13 protein-coding genes are annotated in these 17,872 nt (G+C 59.0%); 7 read left to right on the top strand and 6 right to left on the bottom strand.

Going from position 1 to position 17,872, the window contains the following annotated elements:
• The first annotated feature begins 43 nt into the window (after nt 1-43).
• Complete coding sequence (locus C7378_RS11510; RefSeq protein WP_131996552.1) at nt 44-1,204, top strand: site-2 protease family protein; 1,161 nt, start codon at nt 44-46, stop codon at nt 1,202-1,204.
• On the opposite strand, the gene C7378_RS11505 is transcribed toward C7378_RS11510, so the two are convergent.
• Entirely contained in the window at nt 1,201-1,944 is a 744-nt protein-coding gene (locus C7378_RS11505) for a hypothetical protein (protein WP_131996549.1), read from the bottom strand. The two genes, C7378_RS11510 and C7378_RS11505, sit on opposite strands and share 4 nt — an antisense overlap.
• Before the next feature lie 152 nt (nt 1,945-2,096).
• Between C7378_RS11505 and glgX the strand changes: the two genes are divergently transcribed.
• On the top strand, nt 2,097-4,214 hold the full coding sequence (glgX, locus tag C7378_RS11500) for a glycogen debranching protein GlgX (protein WP_131996546.1): 2,118 nt from the start codon (nt 2,097-2,099) through the stop codon (nt 4,212-4,214).
• 60 nt (nt 4,215-4,274) lie between these two features.
• On the opposite strand, the gene C7378_RS11495 is transcribed toward glgX, so the two are convergent.
• Complete coding sequence (locus C7378_RS11495) at nt 4,275-6,308, bottom strand: beta-L-arabinofuranosidase domain-containing protein (protein ID WP_131996543.1); 2,034 nt, start codon at nt 6,306-6,308, stop codon at nt 4,275-4,277.
• 113 nt (nt 6,309-6,421) lie between these two features.
• Nucleotides 6,422-7,084 carry a KdsC family phosphatase gene (locus tag C7378_RS11490; RefSeq protein WP_131996540.1) on the bottom strand — a complete coding sequence of 221 codons (663 nt, stop codon included), beginning with the start codon at nt 7,082-7,084 and terminating at the stop codon, nt 6,422-6,424.
• 66 nt (nt 7,085-7,150) lie between these two features.
• Between C7378_RS11490 and C7378_RS11485 the strand changes: the two genes are divergently transcribed.
• Together C7378_RS11485 and C7378_RS17720 are read left to right on the top strand one after the other, a co-directional pair.
• A complete protein-coding gene (locus C7378_RS11485) occupies nt 7,151-11,581 on the top strand; it encodes a DEAD/DEAH box helicase (RefSeq protein ID WP_131996537.1) in 4,431 nt (1,476 codons plus the stop codon).
• On the top strand, nt 11,559-11,729 hold the full coding sequence (locus tag C7378_RS17720) for a C1orf53 family protein (protein WP_165876771.1): 171 nt from the start codon (nt 11,559-11,561) through the stop codon (nt 11,727-11,729). Before C7378_RS11485 ends, C7378_RS17720 begins: the two co-directional genes overlap by 23 nt.
• 39 nt (nt 11,730-11,768) lie before the next feature.
• Here the strand turns inward: C7378_RS17720 and C7378_RS11480 are convergent, their stop codons facing one another.
• Both C7378_RS11480 and C7378_RS11475 read right to left on the bottom strand, forming a co-directional pair.
• Entirely contained in the window at nt 11,769-12,407 is a 639-nt protein-coding gene (locus C7378_RS11480; RefSeq protein WP_131996534.1) for a YdcF family protein, read from the bottom strand.
• A 9-nt stretch (nt 12,408-12,416) separates the two neighbouring features.
• A complete protein-coding gene (locus C7378_RS11475; RefSeq protein ID WP_131996531.1) occupies nt 12,417-13,058 on the bottom strand; it encodes an L-threonylcarbamoyladenylate synthase in 642 nt (213 codons plus the stop codon).
• 99 nt (nt 13,059-13,157) lie between these two features.
• On the opposite strand from C7378_RS11475, the gene C7378_RS11470 reads away from it, so the two are divergent.
• Nucleotides 13,158-13,952 carry a TrmH family RNA methyltransferase gene (locus tag C7378_RS11470; protein ID WP_131996528.1) on the top strand — a complete coding sequence of 265 codons (795 nt, stop codon included), beginning with the start codon at nt 13,158-13,160 and terminating at the stop codon, nt 13,950-13,952.
• Entirely contained in the window at nt 13,952-15,292 is a 1,341-nt protein-coding gene (locus tag C7378_RS11465) for a replication-associated recombination protein A (protein WP_131996525.1), read from the top strand. Before C7378_RS11470 ends, C7378_RS11465 begins: the two co-directional genes overlap by 1 nt.
• A gap of 117 nt (nt 15,293-15,409) precedes the next feature.
• Here the strand turns inward: C7378_RS11465 and C7378_RS11460 are convergent, their stop codons facing one another.
• Nucleotides 15,410-15,850 carry a GNAT family N-acetyltransferase gene (locus tag C7378_RS11460; RefSeq protein WP_207901409.1) on the bottom strand — a complete coding sequence of 147 codons (441 nt, stop codon included), beginning with the start codon at nt 15,848-15,850 and terminating at the stop codon, nt 15,410-15,412.
• Nucleotides 15,851-16,373: 523 nt separating this feature from the next.
• Between C7378_RS11460 and C7378_RS11455 the strand changes: the two genes are divergently transcribed.
• Nucleotides 16,374-17,855, top strand: a complete 1,482-nt coding sequence (locus C7378_RS11455) for a tetratricopeptide repeat protein (RefSeq protein WP_207901408.1) — start codon at nt 16,374-16,376, stop codon at nt 17,853-17,855.
• The last annotated feature ends 17 nt before the right edge of the window (nt 17,856-17,872 follow it).

Genomic DNA, 17,872 nt, shown 5'->3' with positions numbered 1-17,872 from the left:
ATTTGTTAGCTGACATGCTCGCTCTAGTGGTGGTGGCGAAAAGATGCGTTCCCAGATCAAACTCGGGCGAATATTCGGTATAAAAATCGGCCTGCATTACAGCTGGCTGTTGATTGCTTTCCTCATCGGCATTTCGTTGTGGAAGGAATATCACACGAAATATCCACTTTGGCCCATGGTTTCCGTGGTCGGCCTCGCCATTGCGACTGCGCTTCTTTTCTTTGCCTCTCTGCTCATGCACGAACTTGCCCACGCGCTCATGGCAAAGACCTATGCGATACCAGTGCACGAAATCACCTTGTTCGCCCTGGGAGGAGTATCCCAGCTGGGCGGCGAAGCTCCGAGCGCGAAGGCGGAGTTCTCCATCGCTATTGTCGGCCCGCTCACAAGCGCACTCTTTGGAGCCTTCTGTCTCGGCGTCGTCCATGCGATGAGCGGGAACATAACGCCCGGGCCGTTCATGGCCATGCTTTCCTGGCTCGGCTACATCAATCTCGGACTTGGCGCTTTCAACATGGTGCCTGGCTATCCCATGGACGGTGGCCGCATTCTGCGCGCAGCCATCTGGTGGAAGACGGGAAACATGGATCGCGCAACCCGTGACGCGACCCGCGTCGGGCGGGTCGTCGCAACCCTGTTCATCGTGGCAGGCCTCCTCAATTTTTTCAGAGGAGGGGGAATTGAAGGCCTCTGGATCACTTTCATCGGCTGGTTCCTGCTCGAGGCTGCACGAGAAAGCTACATAGAGTCAGCCCTGCGACAGTCTCTTGCAGGGATTCATGTCAGCGATCTGATGGTGAAGAACTATCCCACCGTCGACGGACGTGAGAGCATTCAGGATTTTGTGGAGAACACCCTTCTGCGTACGGGAGGCCGTTCCTTCCTCGTCACCGAAGGCGGCAATACGATCGGCCTGATTACACCGCATGAGGTTAGGCACATCGAACGTTCGGAATGGCCCAGAATCGCGGTTGACGCGGTCATGCGGCCGTTGAAGAGTGTCCGTACGATTAGTCCCGATGCGCCTATGATGAAAGCCCTGGAGGTGATGGGACAGGAAAATGTCGCTCAGCTTCCGGTCGTGTTCAACGGCCAGGTAACAGGAATTCTGCCTCGCGAAATCATCTTTGGCTTTCTCCAGAACGTAATGGAGCTGGAGGGCGTCACCGACGTTCAGCACGCTAGTCTCCACACACATTCTTAGCACCTGCCTCCCGCAGCGCAGTAGCGATTCGCCTCAGGCAGGTAGCGTGTCCAGTCTGCGGCGATGCCCTGCTGAGCCTCTGCTAGAGGTATTCTGCCGGCTTTCACTTCATCCGCCAGATAGTTTTCCACGCGGTCCTTGAGCTTAAAGTAGCGACCGTCCAGCGAGACCCCGGCTGGCCCGCACTCAGGCCAGATATTGCCCAGCCCATCTGCTCCCCCCAACTCAAGCGGCACCAGGTGGTCGAGCTCGCAGACCTGGGATTCGCCGGAGTTCTCTCTCGGCTTCACAATGCCATACCACTTATATGTAACGTGCTTCTCGGCTTCGCTTGACTGGCAATTGCGGAGACATTTTGTTCGCCATGCCGGATTGCGGATGGTCTCCTCGCTCACCGACGCATCGATGCCGCCGGGAGTGCAGCGAGGATCGGGTACAGGGTAGCCGTGGCTTAGCCGGGTGCTGCAGGAACCAGGCCGGGGCTGCCGCCACTGAGCCAGGTACTGAGACTCGCAGGTGATGCCGAATATGGAGCAGTCTTGAGCTGGTGCTGCCTGCTCGCGCGATCGGTCGGGGTTTTCTCTGCGACCAGGTCGGCCCGCGTGCTCTGAGTACCGCCGCTCGCGGGAGCGATGCTGACGCGGCACAGGCCGCTGTTGAAGCTGAAAGAAAAAATAACCCACTAGCAACAGGACAAAAAGAAGTCCCAGGAAGGGAAAACCAGTTTTGCGGCGACTCATGCTCTTATCACGCTAGCATGACGCCTCGCGGAGCCAATTTCTGGCGGAACTCGGCATGGCTGACGAGCCATCTTCCGACGCTTTCTTTGCGTCTCATGAGAGCACATTTTAAATTTCACTGCCTTATTCTCCAGAAAGCAGAACAGGAACCAATGAAAGAGAATCCGATTCGTGAGGGTCTACCGCATCCGCGCGGCGCAACATGGGATGGCCAGGGGACGAACTTTGCCCTCTTTTCAGCACATGCAACCAAAGTCGAGGTTTGCATCTTCGATGAGAGCGGCACAAAGGAACTTCGCCGCGTAGCCCTCCCGGAGTACACAGACCAGATATGGCATGGCTACTTGCCGAACGTTCACCCGGGTACCATTTACGGCTATCGTGTCCACGGCCCCTACGATCCTGAGAATGGCCATCGCTTCAATCCAAACAAGTTGCTGCTCGACCCTTATGCAACGGCCCACTGTGGCGAGCTTACGTGGGACCCTGCAGTCTTTGGCTATCAGATGGAATCGGGAGACGACACTACTTTTGACGAGCGCGACAGTGCGCCGTTCATGCCCAAGTGTGTAGTTGTCGATCCCAACTTCGAATGGAGAGGAGAATCGGGGCGACGCTTTCAGCCGTATGACGACACCATCCTTTACGAAACCCATGTGAAGGGCTTTACCAGGCTTCATCCCCAGGTTCCTGAGCATCTGCGCGGCACCTATGCCGGACTGTCGCAGAAACCGGTACTCGACTACATCAAGTCGCTGGGTGTGACCTCAATCGAACTGCTGCCCATTCATATCTTCATCAATGATAGTCATCTCCTGGAGAAAGGCCTCAAGAACTACTGGGGCTACAACACCATCGGCTTCTTTGCGCCCGACCCCCGCTATGCTTCAGATCGCCCCAATGCATTGCGGGAGTTCAAGGAGATGGTGTCCTGTATTCACGAGGCGGGCCTCGAGGTGATTCTCGACGTGGTCTACAACCACACGGCCGAGGGCAATGAACGGGGGCCAACGCTATCGTTCAAAGGCATCGATAATGCCAGCTACTATCGGCTCCTGCCGGATCAGAAGCGCTACTACATTAACGATACGGGCACCGGCAACACCCTCAATGTTAGCCATCCCCGCGTGATCCAGATGGTGATGGATAGTCTGCGCTATTGGGTGCAACTGACCCACGTAGACGGCTTCCGCTTCGACCTGGGCACCATCCTGGCGCGCGAGGATAACGGCTTCGACAATCGCAGCGGTTATCTGAAGGCCTGCTGCCAGGATCCGGTACTGAACACGGTAAAGCTGATCGCCGAGCCCTGGGACTGCGGGCCGGGCGGCTATCAGGTCGGGGCCTTCCCCCCGGGATGGGCAGAGTGGAATGACAAGTTTCGCGATACGGTGCGTGACTTCTGGAAAGGGTCAGCGACAGCTTCAGCGCTGACCGAGCGAATATGCGCCTCGCCAGACTTCTTCAATCATGAAGGAAGAAGACCGTGGGCCTCCGTCAACTTCATCACCGCGCATGACGGCTTTACGCTCAACGACATCGTCACCTACAACGAAAAGCACAACGAGGCGAATGGTGAAGACAATAAGGATGGCAGCTCCGACAATCGCTCGTGGAATTGCGGAGTAGAGGGTCCCACCGACGACCCCGAGGTCAACCGACTGCGCCGCCGACAGATACGTAATATGCTGGCAACCCTGCTGCTTTCGCAAGGTACTCCAATGATGCTGGCAGGCGACGAGTTTGCACGTACGCAGGGCGGCAATAACAATGCATACTGCCAGGATGACGAAATCAGCTGGCTCAACTGGGAACTGAAGGAGAAGGGGACGCACCTGATCCAGTTTGTGCAGCAGCTGACCAGGATGCGGCACAAGTATCCGATCCTCCGGCGCAATCTCTTCCTGAACGGCGCTTATGACGAGGAACTGGGAGTCAAAGACGTAACCTGGATCAACGCCAATGGCTCCGAAATGGAGAATGACCATTGGGGTGATGAAACCATGCTCTGCTTCGGCATGATTCTCGACGGCCGCGCCCAGTCAACGGGTATTCGCCAACGAGGCAAAGAGGCGACACTGCTGCTCGTGATCAACGGATTTCATGACCTGGTGACGTTTACGATGCCCCAATCCGTAGGCGGACATAAATGGTCGCTGATGATCGACACCAACCTGGAAGAACCGTGCGACCATAAGCCGTTCCATGCTGGCGACACCTACGATGTGACCGCACGATCTCTGCTGCTGTTTGCACTGGAGCAGGAGTAGCGCCTCTGAACCTCACGCTTTCTTCCCAAGCTGAAAGCGTGAGGTTCAGGGCCGAAGGTTCTACGTTTTGAGTTGAGGAAACGCTGTGATGCGGAGCTTGGCTGCGGCGTAGGGCACCAGTGTCAGCTTATCCTCAGCTGCGGAACTGGCGATGGGACCAGCGGGCACAGGTTTCGCTACACCATCTTCCGCAACCCATGAGGGCAGTTTTCGTCCCATCACCTCTAGCTTGACCGGTGGATTGGCAACAGTAAAAGGCGACTCGACCACGGCTGTCTCTACCACGTTGAGCGAGGGAGCTGTCTTCTCATCGACGTTAAGGGCATAGTTCCATTCGCTGGCCGGGTACACCTGCCAGTCGGCTGTCATCCCGCGATCGCGGAGCTTGAGCCAGTCTTCTTTCACCGGCAGAGAAAACACCAGCGAGCCACGATCGATCGCCACCGAGTTCTGAAACCAGCGGGTCACGCGGGGCTTCATGGCGAAGGCGATCTCAACTTCATCGCCTGCTTTCCATGTGCGCGCGATATTCGTGAAGCTGCCAGCCTGCGCTGTGACGCTCTTGCCATTCACCCTGATGCTGGTGCCCTCAGACCATGCAGGGATGCGCAGGCGCAATGGAAACGCAGTTGGACGTGCCGCATCGATGCTGATCTGCACTCGATTGCGAAAAGGATAGTCTGTCGTTTCCGTGATGCGAACCGGCGTCTCTCCCAGCATTGCTTCAACACTGGACGGGGCGTACGCTACCGCCGCCAGCCCATCATCGTGCGACGCCATCCAGAGGGTTGCCGCAAACTTCGGCCAGCCCTGATGAAAGTTTGCAGCGCAGCAGCCAAAGTTCGGATCGAGACCAAAGAGATTAGACTCAGGACCGTCAGTGGTCCACGGCTCACGATGCAGGCTGCACTCCACCTGGTTGGGCTCTTGATTATATTGGTGTGCCCACATGTCATCGGTGAAAGTCCCGGGCAGCGCGTTGAATGCAACCTTCTCCAGCCTATCCCCCAGCAGCGCATCGCCTGAAATGGCAAGCGACTGCTCGAGTGAGAACATGAGTTCCACCACCGTACAAAGTTCCGACCCCTGCGAGGGATTAAGCCCGGCTAAGTGCTCGTCACAGGAGAACATTCCATTGGGCAGACCATGGTAGCGATCGAGGACTCTGAGCATTTCTGCTGCGGCATCACGATCGGCCGCAGCCCCGGAAAACATGGCCCAGACTGGGCCGGTCTTTACGGCCATTCCATTGTTGACGCCGTGGGTTGCAAGAGCTACGTCGCTCAACCCACCGCCGCTGTTGAGCTTGATAAACTCCGGCGTGATGCGCTGCTTGTAGTGGAAGTCGGCAATTTCCGCCTGCCAGTCATAACCCTGATCGTGCAGCAGGTGCGCCAGTTTGAGCAGGTTTGGATCGCCCGTGCGGTTATAGAGCCAGACCACGGAGAGAACTTCATCCTGCCATCGGAACTTGCCCCAGTCGCGAAGTGGTCGCGTAGGCAGAGCAGCGAGCTGATAGTTGAAGTAGCGGCTCATGAGTGGGATAACGCGTGGATCGCCGGTAGCTTCCTCATATTGCGTGAGAACTTTCAGCATGACCATGCGCGGCCACCAGTCGTCGTTGGACCGCGGGCCGAACATACCGCTGGCCTGCTGACTGCTCAGCGTCCAGTCAATGTATTTCTGAGCCTTCGCCTTGAGGCGTGCATCATCGAGCTGATAAGCAAGCGGGACGAGACCGTCGAGGAAATAGGGGCCGCGTTCCCAGCTCTCGCCCGTCCCCCCAAGCCACCCGCTGTTTGGTCCCACATCGGCCCACGTTTCGTCGAGATGTCCGCTAAGGCCGTTTGCCTGGATGCGGAGCTGCCGAGCAAGCCAGCCCTGCGGTTTTACCGCGCCAAGAGGTAGCGCGTAGAACGAATTCGCTACCAGCGGCGAGCGATTTTTCACGGGAGTTGCAGCGGTTCCCCGGGCGCTCAAAGCATAGACTTCACCGGGAGCAGCGGCTGTAATGGCGACTGCCCCTAGAAGTTTGAGAAAATCACGACGGCCTGTATGCAGGAACACCGACTCTCCTTTTGCCTGAGGGTTCATCTCCTCAGCGCACCTGCTTTCAGGTATTTCACACCTGCGGTCGGAGCGAAACGTCCACATGGACTATTCCGGGATAGTCCATATGCAGAGGACGCTATCTCGTGTACGTCCCGCTACTGCAGGTTCCCGCCGTTGCCAATATCCATGCTCGGAGAAATAGGATTGCGCTCATCGATGTATTTCTCTATGCATGCATCCAGGATTCCTTTAGCTGCGAGGATGAAGTCAACCACATCGCGGCCCGCGCCATGCCCTCCGACATTTGGCGTAACCCAGTGAGCAGCAGACTTCACCTGCGGACGGCCATTCGCCACCGCGACGGCAAAGCCACACTCGCGCATGACTGGCAGGTCGATAACGTCGTCACCTACATAAGCGATCTCGTCCAACGTAAGCGATTCCTTCGCCATGATCTCGCGTACCGCCTGCATCTTGAATGACTGCCCCATGTAGACATATTCAAGGCGCAGGTCGCGGGCGCGAAGGGCGACGGTCTCGGAAATCCGCTTGGTGATGACACCACACTTCATGCCGCCAATGCGGGCCAGTGAAATACCGGCTCCGTCATGTGCACTGAATCCCTTGGCCTCGATCATGTTGGCGGAGTGAATGGCATAGCCTCCCTTGCCCTCCATCTGCTGCGCGTGTTCTGCGGTTGTGGGGCTGGCAGCGGAAGTCGGGAAAATCCAGATGCCGCCGTCTGTCAGCACTCCGTCTACGTCGAAGAGAATGAGCTTGATGCGCCGCGCGCGGTCTTCTGCAGAAAGGTTGGTCATATCTCAAATTGTAAAGTGGAGCTTCAGAAGGCGAAGAAGAAACGAAAACAGCGCTAGAATAACGGCATGCTGCCCCCCGTCGTGCTCGAGCCTGCATCACCACCAGACACTTTGGCCTGGGCCCATCCAGTCGTGCAGGAGTGGTTTGTGCGACGCTTTGGAACGCCGACCGAACCACAGGAGCAAGGCTGGCCACAGATCGTGGCGGGCAGGCCGGTACTTATCTCGGCCCCAACCGGCTCGGGTAAGACGCTTGCTGCATTTCTGGTAGCCATCGACCGGCTGCTGCGGGAGTCGATCGATGGCAGCCTGCCCGCACAGACGCAGATCATCTATCTCTCGCCGCTCAAGGCGCTCTCGAACGATGTACAGAAAAATCTCGAAATGCCTCTGCGCGAGATTCAACAACTCGCGATGGAGCGCGGCTATCTCTGCCCGGAGATTCGCACCGCTGTTCGCACCGGCGACACATCCCCCGCCGAGCGCAGGATGATGCTCAAGAGACCGCCGCATATCCTGGTCACTACGCCGGAGTCGCTCTACATTCTGCTGACCTCGGAGAAAAGCCGCGCCAATCTTGCGCATGTCCGGACGGTCATCGTCGATGAAATCCACGCCGTTGCCGATGATAAGCGCGGCGCTCACCTCGCGCTGACTCTCGAAAGACTGGACGCTCTGGTGCGTGGCGAGAACCGCCTCTCCCCCGGCGCATTTGCGACAGGACGTCGCGATGCTCCGCAACGCATCGGGCTCTCGGCCACTCAGAATCCGATTGAGCTCGTTGCGGAGTTCCTGGGCGGCGAGCGGCGATCGGAAGTGGAGATCGTACAGGTTGGGCAGCAGCGCGTGATGGATCTGGGAGTTGAAATCCCATCTGGAGAGCTCAGCTCGGTTGCAACGAATGCGATGTGGGACAGCGTCTACGAGCGGCTCGCGGAGCTTGCCCTCGAACATCGCTCGACGCTGGTCTTCGTGAATACTCGCCGCATGGTGGAGCGGCTCGCGTTTGCTCTGGGTGAGCGCCTTGGCTCAGAGAACGTTGCGGCGCACCATGGCAGCCTCTCGCGCAAGCTGCGGCTGGAGGCCGAAAGCAAGCTGAAAGCAGGGGAAATCCGGCTTCTGGTGGCGACCGCTTCACTGGAGTTAGGCATCGATATCGGGAGTGTCGATCTTGTCTGCCAGATCAACTCGCCCCGTGCCATCGCCGTGGCGATGCAACGCGCAGGACGCGCCGGACACTGGCGCGGCGCAATTCCCAAGGCACGCTTCTTCGCAACGACGCGCGATGACCTCATGGAAAACGCCGCCCTGCTGCGCGCAATGCGAGCAGGTGTGCTCGACAAGCTGGAGATTCCATCGAAACCCCTAGACGTTCTGATGCAGCAGATCGTCGCGGCCTGTGCAGCGGAGCCCTGGGAAGAAGACGCATTGTTCCACATGCTGCGCCGGGCCCAGCCCTACCATTCGCTTTCTCGCGAGGAGTTCGATGAAGTTCTATGCCTGCTCACAGAAGGCATAGAGTCCAGTCGGGGACGCTACGGCGCTTATCTGCTGCGCGACCGCGTGCATGGCCGACTGCAGGCCCGACGGGGGGCACGCATGGCTGCGGTACTCAATGGCGGCACGATTCCGGACACGGCAATGTTCCCGGTGATCCTTGAGCCCGAGGGCGTACAGATCGCAACCCTCGACGAACACTTTGCCGTCGACTCCTCGGCTGGCGACATCGTACTGCTGGGCAACACGAGCTGGCGAATCCAACGCATTGAGAGCGCCGGCCGCGTGATCGTCGAGGATGCGCACGGGCAACCCCCGACAGTTCCCTTTTGGACCGGCGAAGCGCCGCAGCGCACCCTCGAACTTTCGCGCTTCGTTTCAGAGCTGCGAGCAGAGATCTCCAGCCATACGCAAACGGTGGTGCCCGGCTATCTCAGCCAGACAAATCTGGAGGTAGCCGACACGGCCCGCTGGTTGATGGACGAGTGTTGCGTGACGGAGACGGCGGCACTGCAGATGATCGGTTACGTCGCAGCAGGGCGCGCAGTGCTGGGCACGGTGCCCTCGCTGACGACTGTCGTTGCGGAGCGCTTCTTCGATGAGGGCGGCGGGATGCAACTGATTCTGCATGCACCCTTCGGCGGACGCATCAACAAGGCATGGGGGCTGGCGCTGCGCAAGCGCTTCTGTCGGGGCTTTAACTTTGAGCTGCAGGCATCCGCGACTGACAACGGCCTGAATATCTCTCTGGCCGAGCAGCATAGCTTTCCGCTGAGCGACGTGTTCCACTTTCTGACGGAGCAGACGGTCAGGGAATTGCTCGAACAGGCTTCGCTCCCATCGCCGATTTTCAAATCGCGTTTCCGTTGGAGTGCTGGCCGCAGCCTGCAGTTGCTGCGGTTTCAGAAAGGTAAGAAGGTTGCGCCGCAGGTGCAGCGCACACGGTCGGAAGATCTGCTGGCCAGCGTTTTTCCGCAAGCGGCCGCCTGCCAGGAAAATATTGAGGGCGACATCGAGATTCCCGATCACCCGCTCATCCGCGAGGTCATGAAAGATGTACTTGGCGAGGCGATGGACCTGGAAGGGCTTATCCAGGTGCTACAAGGTATGAGCACAGGTGCGATACGTTGTCTTGCAGTAGACACAACGACGCCGTCCCAGTTCGCCCATGAGATTCTTAACGCGAATCCGTATGCCTTTCTCGACGATGCGCCGCTCGAGGAACGCCGCGCCCGCGCGGTTGCGATGCGCGGTACCGTGCCGGACCATCTGCTGGGCGAGGCGGGACGGCTCTCGCCGCAAGCAATCGAGGAGATTCGAGAAGCGATCCGGCCCGACCTTCGCGACGAGCACGAACTGCACGACTTGCTATGCACGCTGGTGATTGTCCCTGCTGAGGCAATCGCCGAATGGCCGATCTTCTTCACGCGTCTTGAGCAGCAGCAGCGTGCCTGCCGTGCATTTACCGCCGAGAGCGATTTTTTCGTAGCTGCGGAGCAGTGCGCTACTCTGCGGCTGCTGCATCCGCAAGTGCGCTTTGCGCGTGAGTTGCCCCCGGTCGCAGCAAAGCCTGAATCCGCCGAGGATGCACTGCGCCGTGCGGTACAAGGGTGGATGAGTATTCTCGGCCCCACAACATGTGGCGATCTCTCAGCACGGCTCAGAGTCGGGGTGGGTGAAATATGGAAGCAGATGCTGCGGCTCGAAGTCAGCGGCGCCGTGATGCGGGGCATCTTCGAAAACACTTCGCCATCGCAGGCTGACGAAACAGTGAGCACGGAGTGGTGCGAGCGGCGGATACTGCAACGCATACACAAGCGCACGCTCAGCGCATTGCGCAAACAGGTCGAGCCAGTCACGCCTTCCGTCTATCTCCGCTGGTTGCTCGACTGGCAGCATGTAAGTGCGCGCCACCAGCTCTCCGGCATGGAAGGGTTGGTCGAAGCACTGCGCGGGTTAGAGGGCTTCGAGGCTCCGGCGATCGAGTGGGAACGATCTTTGCTGCCGCAACGGGTCGCTGGCTACGATCCGCATTGGCTGGACACCCTCTGCTTGAACGGTACCGTTGGCTGGGGTCGCATCTCGCCGCATCCCGCCTTCGCATCGATTGAGTCAGGTGGGCCGCGTCGCGTAGTTCCAACAAGCATGGCGCCGGTAACCTTTTTCTTGCGGGAAGAGGCGCTATGGATGGATTTGTGCCTGTCGCTGCGACAAATTCCAGAAACCAATCTTCAGGCCAGCCTCAGCGAGCTTGCGCTCAGAGCTCGCGCCACCCTTGACCGCAATGGGGCGATGTTCGCAGGTGATCTGATGCGGGTGCTTCATGCTCCGCAGGCCGAGGTAGATCGCGCCATGTGGGAGCTGGTTGCAGCGGGCCTGGTGACTGCCGATGGCTTCGATAGCCTGCGGATACTGATCGATCCGCGCCGCAGGAGCGCCTATGCAACACCATCAACGATCAAGCCCCACGCGCGACGACGAAATGCGAGCGGACGCTGGGCTCTCTTGCGTGCACAGGAGTTTCCCACAGGCGCTGCACCCGACAGCGCGCAAGCGCATGACGCGCAGATAGAGTCTGCCTGCCGCATGCTGCTCAAGCGATATGGCGTTGTCCTCCGCGACCTGATGGAACGCGAAACCTCTGTACCTCGCTGGCGTGAGCTGTTGCCTGTATTGCGGCGACTGGAGGCGCGTGGCGAGGTCCGCGGAGGCAGGTTTATCTCCGGTTTCAGTGGAGAGCAGTTTGCGCTCCCTGACGCCGTCGAATCGCTGCGGGCCTCCCGCACGCGCAGTCCGCAGCCTGCTGTGACGGTAGCCGCAGCCGATCCGCTGAACCTGATCGGCATTCTGATCGCAGGCGAGCGCGTTGCGTCCGTGCCCGGAAAAACAGTCGCCCTGGGCGGGGAATTGAAGCCGGATCAAAGCAGCGCAGCTGCTACCTCTCCGGGCTTTGGGCCTGCTCTGCAACAATCGATGTATGGCCAACAACCTACAGCCTGAACAGCCTGCACGCGAAGGCGAGGACTACTACATGGATGGCCCGTATCTCGTCTTTACCGAGGCGTATCACCTCAAGCGAGGCTACTGCTGCGGGTCGGGCTGCAGGCATTGTCCCTGGAGAGTCGCCAACGAGCCGGACGAGGAATAATCACCCCGGGAAATGCAAAGCAGAGGAACTGCGGGTGACTCAGTGCAGGTGAAGCCGCCACGCAGTGTAACTGGCAATCTCATGCGCTGTCCGGCTGAACGACTCAGAAAGCGGAATCGCACGCCCGACGGGCCGCGGCGAGGTGAAGACATCCAGCCCATCATGGGTACACAGCGCATGGATGCGGAACAGGTGCGTGCCATCGCTCACCGCCAGGATGCGGCGGAGATGATTGGTGCGGGCAATCTGTGCCAGCCTCCGGGCGGACTGGCCGGTATTGCCACTCTGGGTTTCGGCAATGATGGCGCTCTCAGGCACTCCGTGCGCCAGCAGGTAGTCGTGTCCGACTCCCCCTTCGGAATGCTGCTCCGCAGGGTCGCCGCCGCCAAGGGTGATAATCAGCGGCGCAAGCCCGCGCTGGTAGAGTTCCAGGCCGTGATCGAGCCGGGCGCGCAACACAGGGGACGGGCGTCCATCGTATTCCGCAGCTCCGAAGACGGCAATGGCGTCAGCCCGCTGAGCCTGATCGTGCGTCGCATACCATTGGATCTGTCCATGAACCCAGGCAACCCAGACAAAAGCCGCAGCCAGCACTGCTACCGCTACAACCACAAGCGTCCGGCGACCGCTGCCAGCTGCGCCCGGTGCATTTCGCAGATTATCCTCAGGCACGATCATGACGGCACGCTAGGATTGAAGCGCTAAGGCGATTTCGTGAGTAGCAATGGCGCCCTCGCGGAGGATCTGCCAGGACGTACCGCCCGACAGGTCGACGATCGTTGTCGGCACACTGCGCGCGGTCGGCCCTCCATCGACAATTACCGGTATCCGGTCGCCAATCTGGTCACGAACGCAGGCGGCATAGGTACACTCTGGCGCCCCCTGCAGGTTCGCCGAGGTCGCCGTGATGGGCAGCCCGAACGCCTCAACCACTGCCCTGGGAATGGCCGAGTCCGGTACGCGGAGAGCAACGTTCCCCGTATTGGCAGTGCTGCGCAGCGGCAGGCGAGAACTGGCCTTGACGATGATCGTCAGCGGCCCGGGCCAGAATCGCTCCGCAAGTTTGTCGAAGTGAGGACTAATCTCCCGCGCCAGCTCATAGGCCTGGCCAACGCTGGCAATCAGCAGCGAAAGCGGCTTATGCTTGAGACGGGATTTGATGTGATAGATGCTCTCGACGGCACGCAGATTTACCGGATCTACGGCGAGGCCATAGAAGGTGTCCGTCGGCATACCGACAACTTTGCCGCTTCGCAGGCAGGAGACGACGTAGTTCACGCGGTCCTGTTCCGGTTCATCGGGATGGATACGCAGGATTTCCGCTGACAAGGCAACTCCCAATGATGATGTTTGCGTGTAGTGCTGAATCGGAAACTAACACATTCTCCGCCTCGGCATCCACCAGCGCAACGGGGTAGAATCGCAGCCATGCCTACCCGTTCTTCCATTGTACAAAGCCGCCACAATCAGCGTGTAAAAGCGCTGCGGGCAGCACTCAGGCGCGGCATCAACGAGGCAGGAGAAATAGGCATCGAAGGACCGCATCTTATCGAAGAAGCGATGCGGAGCGGGGCTGAAATTACCGCAGTTTTCATTCGCGAGGGCAGTTCGATGATCTCTCTGCCTGCGATGGAAGAGGCCATCCTCCTGCCGCGAGAGATCTTTGAGAGCGCCGTTACCACGGAGTCGCCACAGGGGATAGCGGCTCTCGTCCGCGCCCCCGTGTGGTCGCTCGATGACTGCCTGCGCGAGCGCGTCCCGCTGCTGCTCATCACCGCCGGCGTGCAGGATCCCGGCAACCTCGGCACCTTGATACGTTCCTCGGAAGCGTTTGGGGCTGGAGGAGTACTGATGCTGCCGGGAACCGTAAGCCCTTGGAATGCAAAGTGTATCCGCGCCTCTTCCGGATCGGTCTTTCGCCTTCCGGTGATCTCCGTGCAACCGTCTGAGGCATTTGCGCGGCTCCGCGAAAGGGGCATACGCATTCTCGCCGCGTCCGCTGACGGGGCCATCCCAGCGACCGCTGCAGATTTGAATGCACCGGCAGCAATGGTGATAGGCAATGAGGGTGCCGGAGTATCCCGGGAACTGCTGGCTGAATGCGATGGAGCCATTCGCATCCCCAGCCCGGGACCGGTGGAATCACTGAACGCCGCAGTCGCCGGAAGCATCCTTCTCTATGAAGCAGCGCGGCAGCGGGCAGCCGCGGCAAGGAAAGCGTAATGGGACTTTTTGGCGGAACCCCCGAGATCAAAACCACCCCCCACAAAACTGCCCCCCTGGCAGAGCGCATGCGCCCGCGCACGCTTGACGAATATGTCGGGCAGCAGCACCTGCTCGCCCCGGGCAAACCTCTGCGGATGCAGATCGAGCGCGACGATGCTGCTTCGATGATCTTCTGGGGGCCTCCTGGCGTCGGCAAAACGACCCTGGCAAAGATTATCGCGGAGACGACGCAGGCCAGCTTCCTGGAGTTCTCGGCAGTGCTCTCCGGCATTAAGGAGATCAAGCAGGTGATGGCCGATGCGGAGAAGGCCGCCGAGTTCGGGACGCGCACCATCCTCTTTGTTGATGAAATTCATCGCTTCAACAAAGCACAGCAGGATGCCTTCCTGCCCTATGTTGAGCGCGGCACAATCCGCCTGATTGGCGCAACCACAGAGAATCCTTCCTTTGAGCTGATCGCCGCGCTGCTCTCCCGCTGCCGGGTCTACACGCTGCAGGCGCTCACAGAGGAGCAGATCGTTGCCTTACTCAGAAGGGCACTGTCCGACCAGCAGCGCGGTCTAGGCACGCTCGGTCTCTCCGCCGATAATGCGGCGCTGGCAATGCTCGCCTCCTACACCAGCGGCGATGCGCGGGCCGCGCTCAACGCACTCGAGATGGCAGCTCGGCTGGCTGATACAGGCGAGAGGCAGATCACAAGAGAGATTGCCGGAGAGGCCCTGCAACAGCGCATCTTGCTGTATGACAAAGCTGGGGAGGAGCACTATAACCTCATCTCCGCGCTGCACAAATCCATCCGCAACAGCGATGCAGACGCCGCGCTCTATTGGCTCGGGAGGATGCTGAAAGCAGGCGAAGATCCGATGTATGTTGCCCGCCGGGTAGTCCGTATGGCAGTCGAAGACATCGGCCTGGCCGCCCCCGAGGCATTGAATCTCACTCTGTCAGCCCGCGATGCAATGGACTTCCTGGGCTCTCCTGAGGGTGATCTTGCGCTGGCGCAGGCGGTCGTCTACCTGGCGCTTGCGCCGAAATCGAACGCCGTCTACACCGCCTATGGCGCCGTGCAGAGTGATATTGAGAAGACGCGCGCGGAAGCGGTTCCTCTCCATCTGCGCAATGCCCCGACCGGGCTGATGAAGTCTCTGGGCTACGGCGAGGGCTATAAGTATGCCCACGACGAGGCAGGACGCGTCGCAGACATGGAGTGTCTGCCGGAATCCCTCAGCGGGCGAAGGTATTACAAGCCCACCGGAGAGGGCCGCGAGAAACTGCTGGCGCAGCGAATGGACGAGGTCCGCCGCATCAAAGAAGAGAAGAAACAACGCAGGGAATGAAAGGAAGCGTGGTGCAGGCTGCTAGTCCTGCCCGTGGCAATCCACCTCGGCTTCAGCATTAGCAGAAAAGTGACCGGCGTCAGCTATATCCCCGGCCGGCAGACAGCTCCGAATGTTTTACGACCGCGATCCGATGTATTTGCGAAGGAAGACAGTCGCCTGGGGATTGTCGTTGTAGCGTGCGCACGAAACGTACCCCCGTTGCAGATACAGAGCAATGGCAGCCTTCAGGTCGTCATAGCTATCCAGATAGATCCAGCGCAAACCTTTCGTGCGTGCGAAATCCTCCTGTACCTCCAGCAGGTTATTTGCAATGCCATTCCCCCTCGCTGCTGGCTGAACATAGAGTCGCTTGCACTCTCCCGCGAAAGGAATGGAGGCAAGCTTGCGCAGCACGACACACCCGACAGCCTTCTCTTCCAGATACGCGAGCCACACAGCGGAAAAAGGGTCATCGATGATCCCCTGGATCGCTTCCGGAGTATCCCGTTGAACGACACAGACTGCCTCGTAATACTCCTGCAGCAGTCGAATCGCTTCGTCGTTCGATGTAGACAAGCGAACGATCCGAACCGAATTTCCCTTAGGTTTACGCATGACCGGGCGAATCCTGTAATTACGAAGTGAGCAGCAACATTGCGAGCTTCGGCGAGCAAACTGCCGCAAGGAGGGAGCTTTCTCAATTAGCCTCCGGTAGCGGCCTTTGGCACTTGCTGCCCTATAGAAACTTGAGCCGCTCTCCTGATCTAGCCGAGCGCCGGGAGAGTGCCTCATCACTAACGCTTTCGAAAAGTAAATATTCTGTCAACTCGATAACGTGAGATTTAGCGAATCATGTATCTTGATGCTATTTCAGCAGCGGTTACTATTAAGGGTCATGCGAACTGTGCGTCTTTTTCGCGATCAATACTTACGACTTCATCGCATGGAAGGCCCATTGCGGATCATGCGCCTTCTGCTGCTTGTCTTTCTGCTTGCGGATACGTTTGCGTTTGCAGTCACAGCAACGCCCGTCAGAGAGACTGACGCTGTTTGTGCAAATTGTCACAGGGATATCTTCAATCGGTACGTCAAAACACCCATGGCAAATGCCAGCGGACTGGCGACCGATCACTTCATCCCGGGAACACTCGAGAATCCTGCCTCAGGCCTGACATATCGTGTTTTCGAAGAGGATGGCACAGCATGGCTGAGCTATCACGATCCACAGGCCCCCCTGTCCGATGGCAGACGAAAGCTGGACTACTTTCTGGGCTCCGGCCACTTAGGCGTGACTTACCTCTATACCGTTAACCAATATCTACTGGAGTCGCCCGTCGCCTACTACTCGACAACTGGACGCTATGACATGAAGCCGGGGCTGGCCGCCCTGCGCGATATTCCGCCAGCCCTGCCTATGGAGCCGGGCTGTCTGCGTTGTCACATGAGTGGCGTTCAGCACAGTGAACCTGGAACCGTGAATCACTATGCGCAAGAGCCATTTCTTAGTGGTGGGATCACTTGCGAAAGCTGCCACGGAGACACCAGGGCGCACGTCATGAGTGGAGGCAAAACTCCTGCCATCAATCCTGCCACTCTCGACACCGCCCGGCGCGACTCCCTGTGCATAAGCTGCCACCTCGAGGGCGATGTTTCCGTCGAGCATGAAGGGCGCTCGGCGGTCGACTTCAAGCCGGGAGACTCCATCGCAGACTATCTTTCCTACTTTGTTTATGCGAGCAACGATCCAACCGCACGTGGCGTAAGCGAGGTAGAACAGCTAAGCGCCAGCACCTGCAAGCGCGCAAGCGGCAGCAGAATGTCCTGCACCACTTGTCACGACCCGCATTATTCGCCGCCCGCTGCAGAGCGCGTCTCCTTCTATAGAGGAAAGTGCCTGACCTGTCACAGCGATCCCGCATTTGTGAAGGCGCATCATCCGGAGAATCCGGATTGCACAAGTTGCCACATGCCCCGCAGCACCGCTCAGAATATTCCGCATGTAGCCTGGACAGATCACCGCATTCTTCGTCAGCCCGCGATGAAAGTCACCATGAACGACGCTACCCAGAGCAACGTTCTGACGCCTGTCTTTTCCCCTTCGGCATCTCCGCGAGATCTGGCCCTGGCCTACTATGAGTCGGCAATGAAGGGAAGATCAGCCGTACGCGATAAGGCCTACGAGCTGTTAAGCCAGGCCCGACAGGCGCAACCCAATGACGTGGCGGTTCTCGCATCGCTCGGCATACTCACTGAAACCCGCGGCGACTACCAGCAGGCAGCATCCATCTTTCGCAAAGTACTAAGCCTGGACTCCGACAACCTGACCGCCGCCACCAACCTCGGAGTGCTGTTGGCTAAATCAGGAGACCTTCCCGGCGCACTTAAACTGCTTCAGCCTGCCTTCCAGCGCAATGAAGATATGCTCGGACTCGCCAAGAATCTAGCAGCGGTGCAATGCATGATGGGAGACGGAGCGGCGGCAAAGGCCACTCTGGCGAAGACCCTCGTCTATAGCCCTGATGCCAGAGATGTATTAGACAGGTTGAAGCAGACCAGCTCGTGCACCGGCTCGCAACACTGATGGAACAGGGAAACTCT

This window comes from Acidipila rosea (assembly GCF_004339725.1).
GTDB lineage: Bacteria > Acidobacteriota > Terriglobia > Terriglobales > Acidobacteriaceae > Acidipila > Acidipila rosea.
The sequence above is the reverse complement of the archived record's forward strand: the minus strand, read 5'-3'. Positions and strand labels throughout refer to the sequence as shown.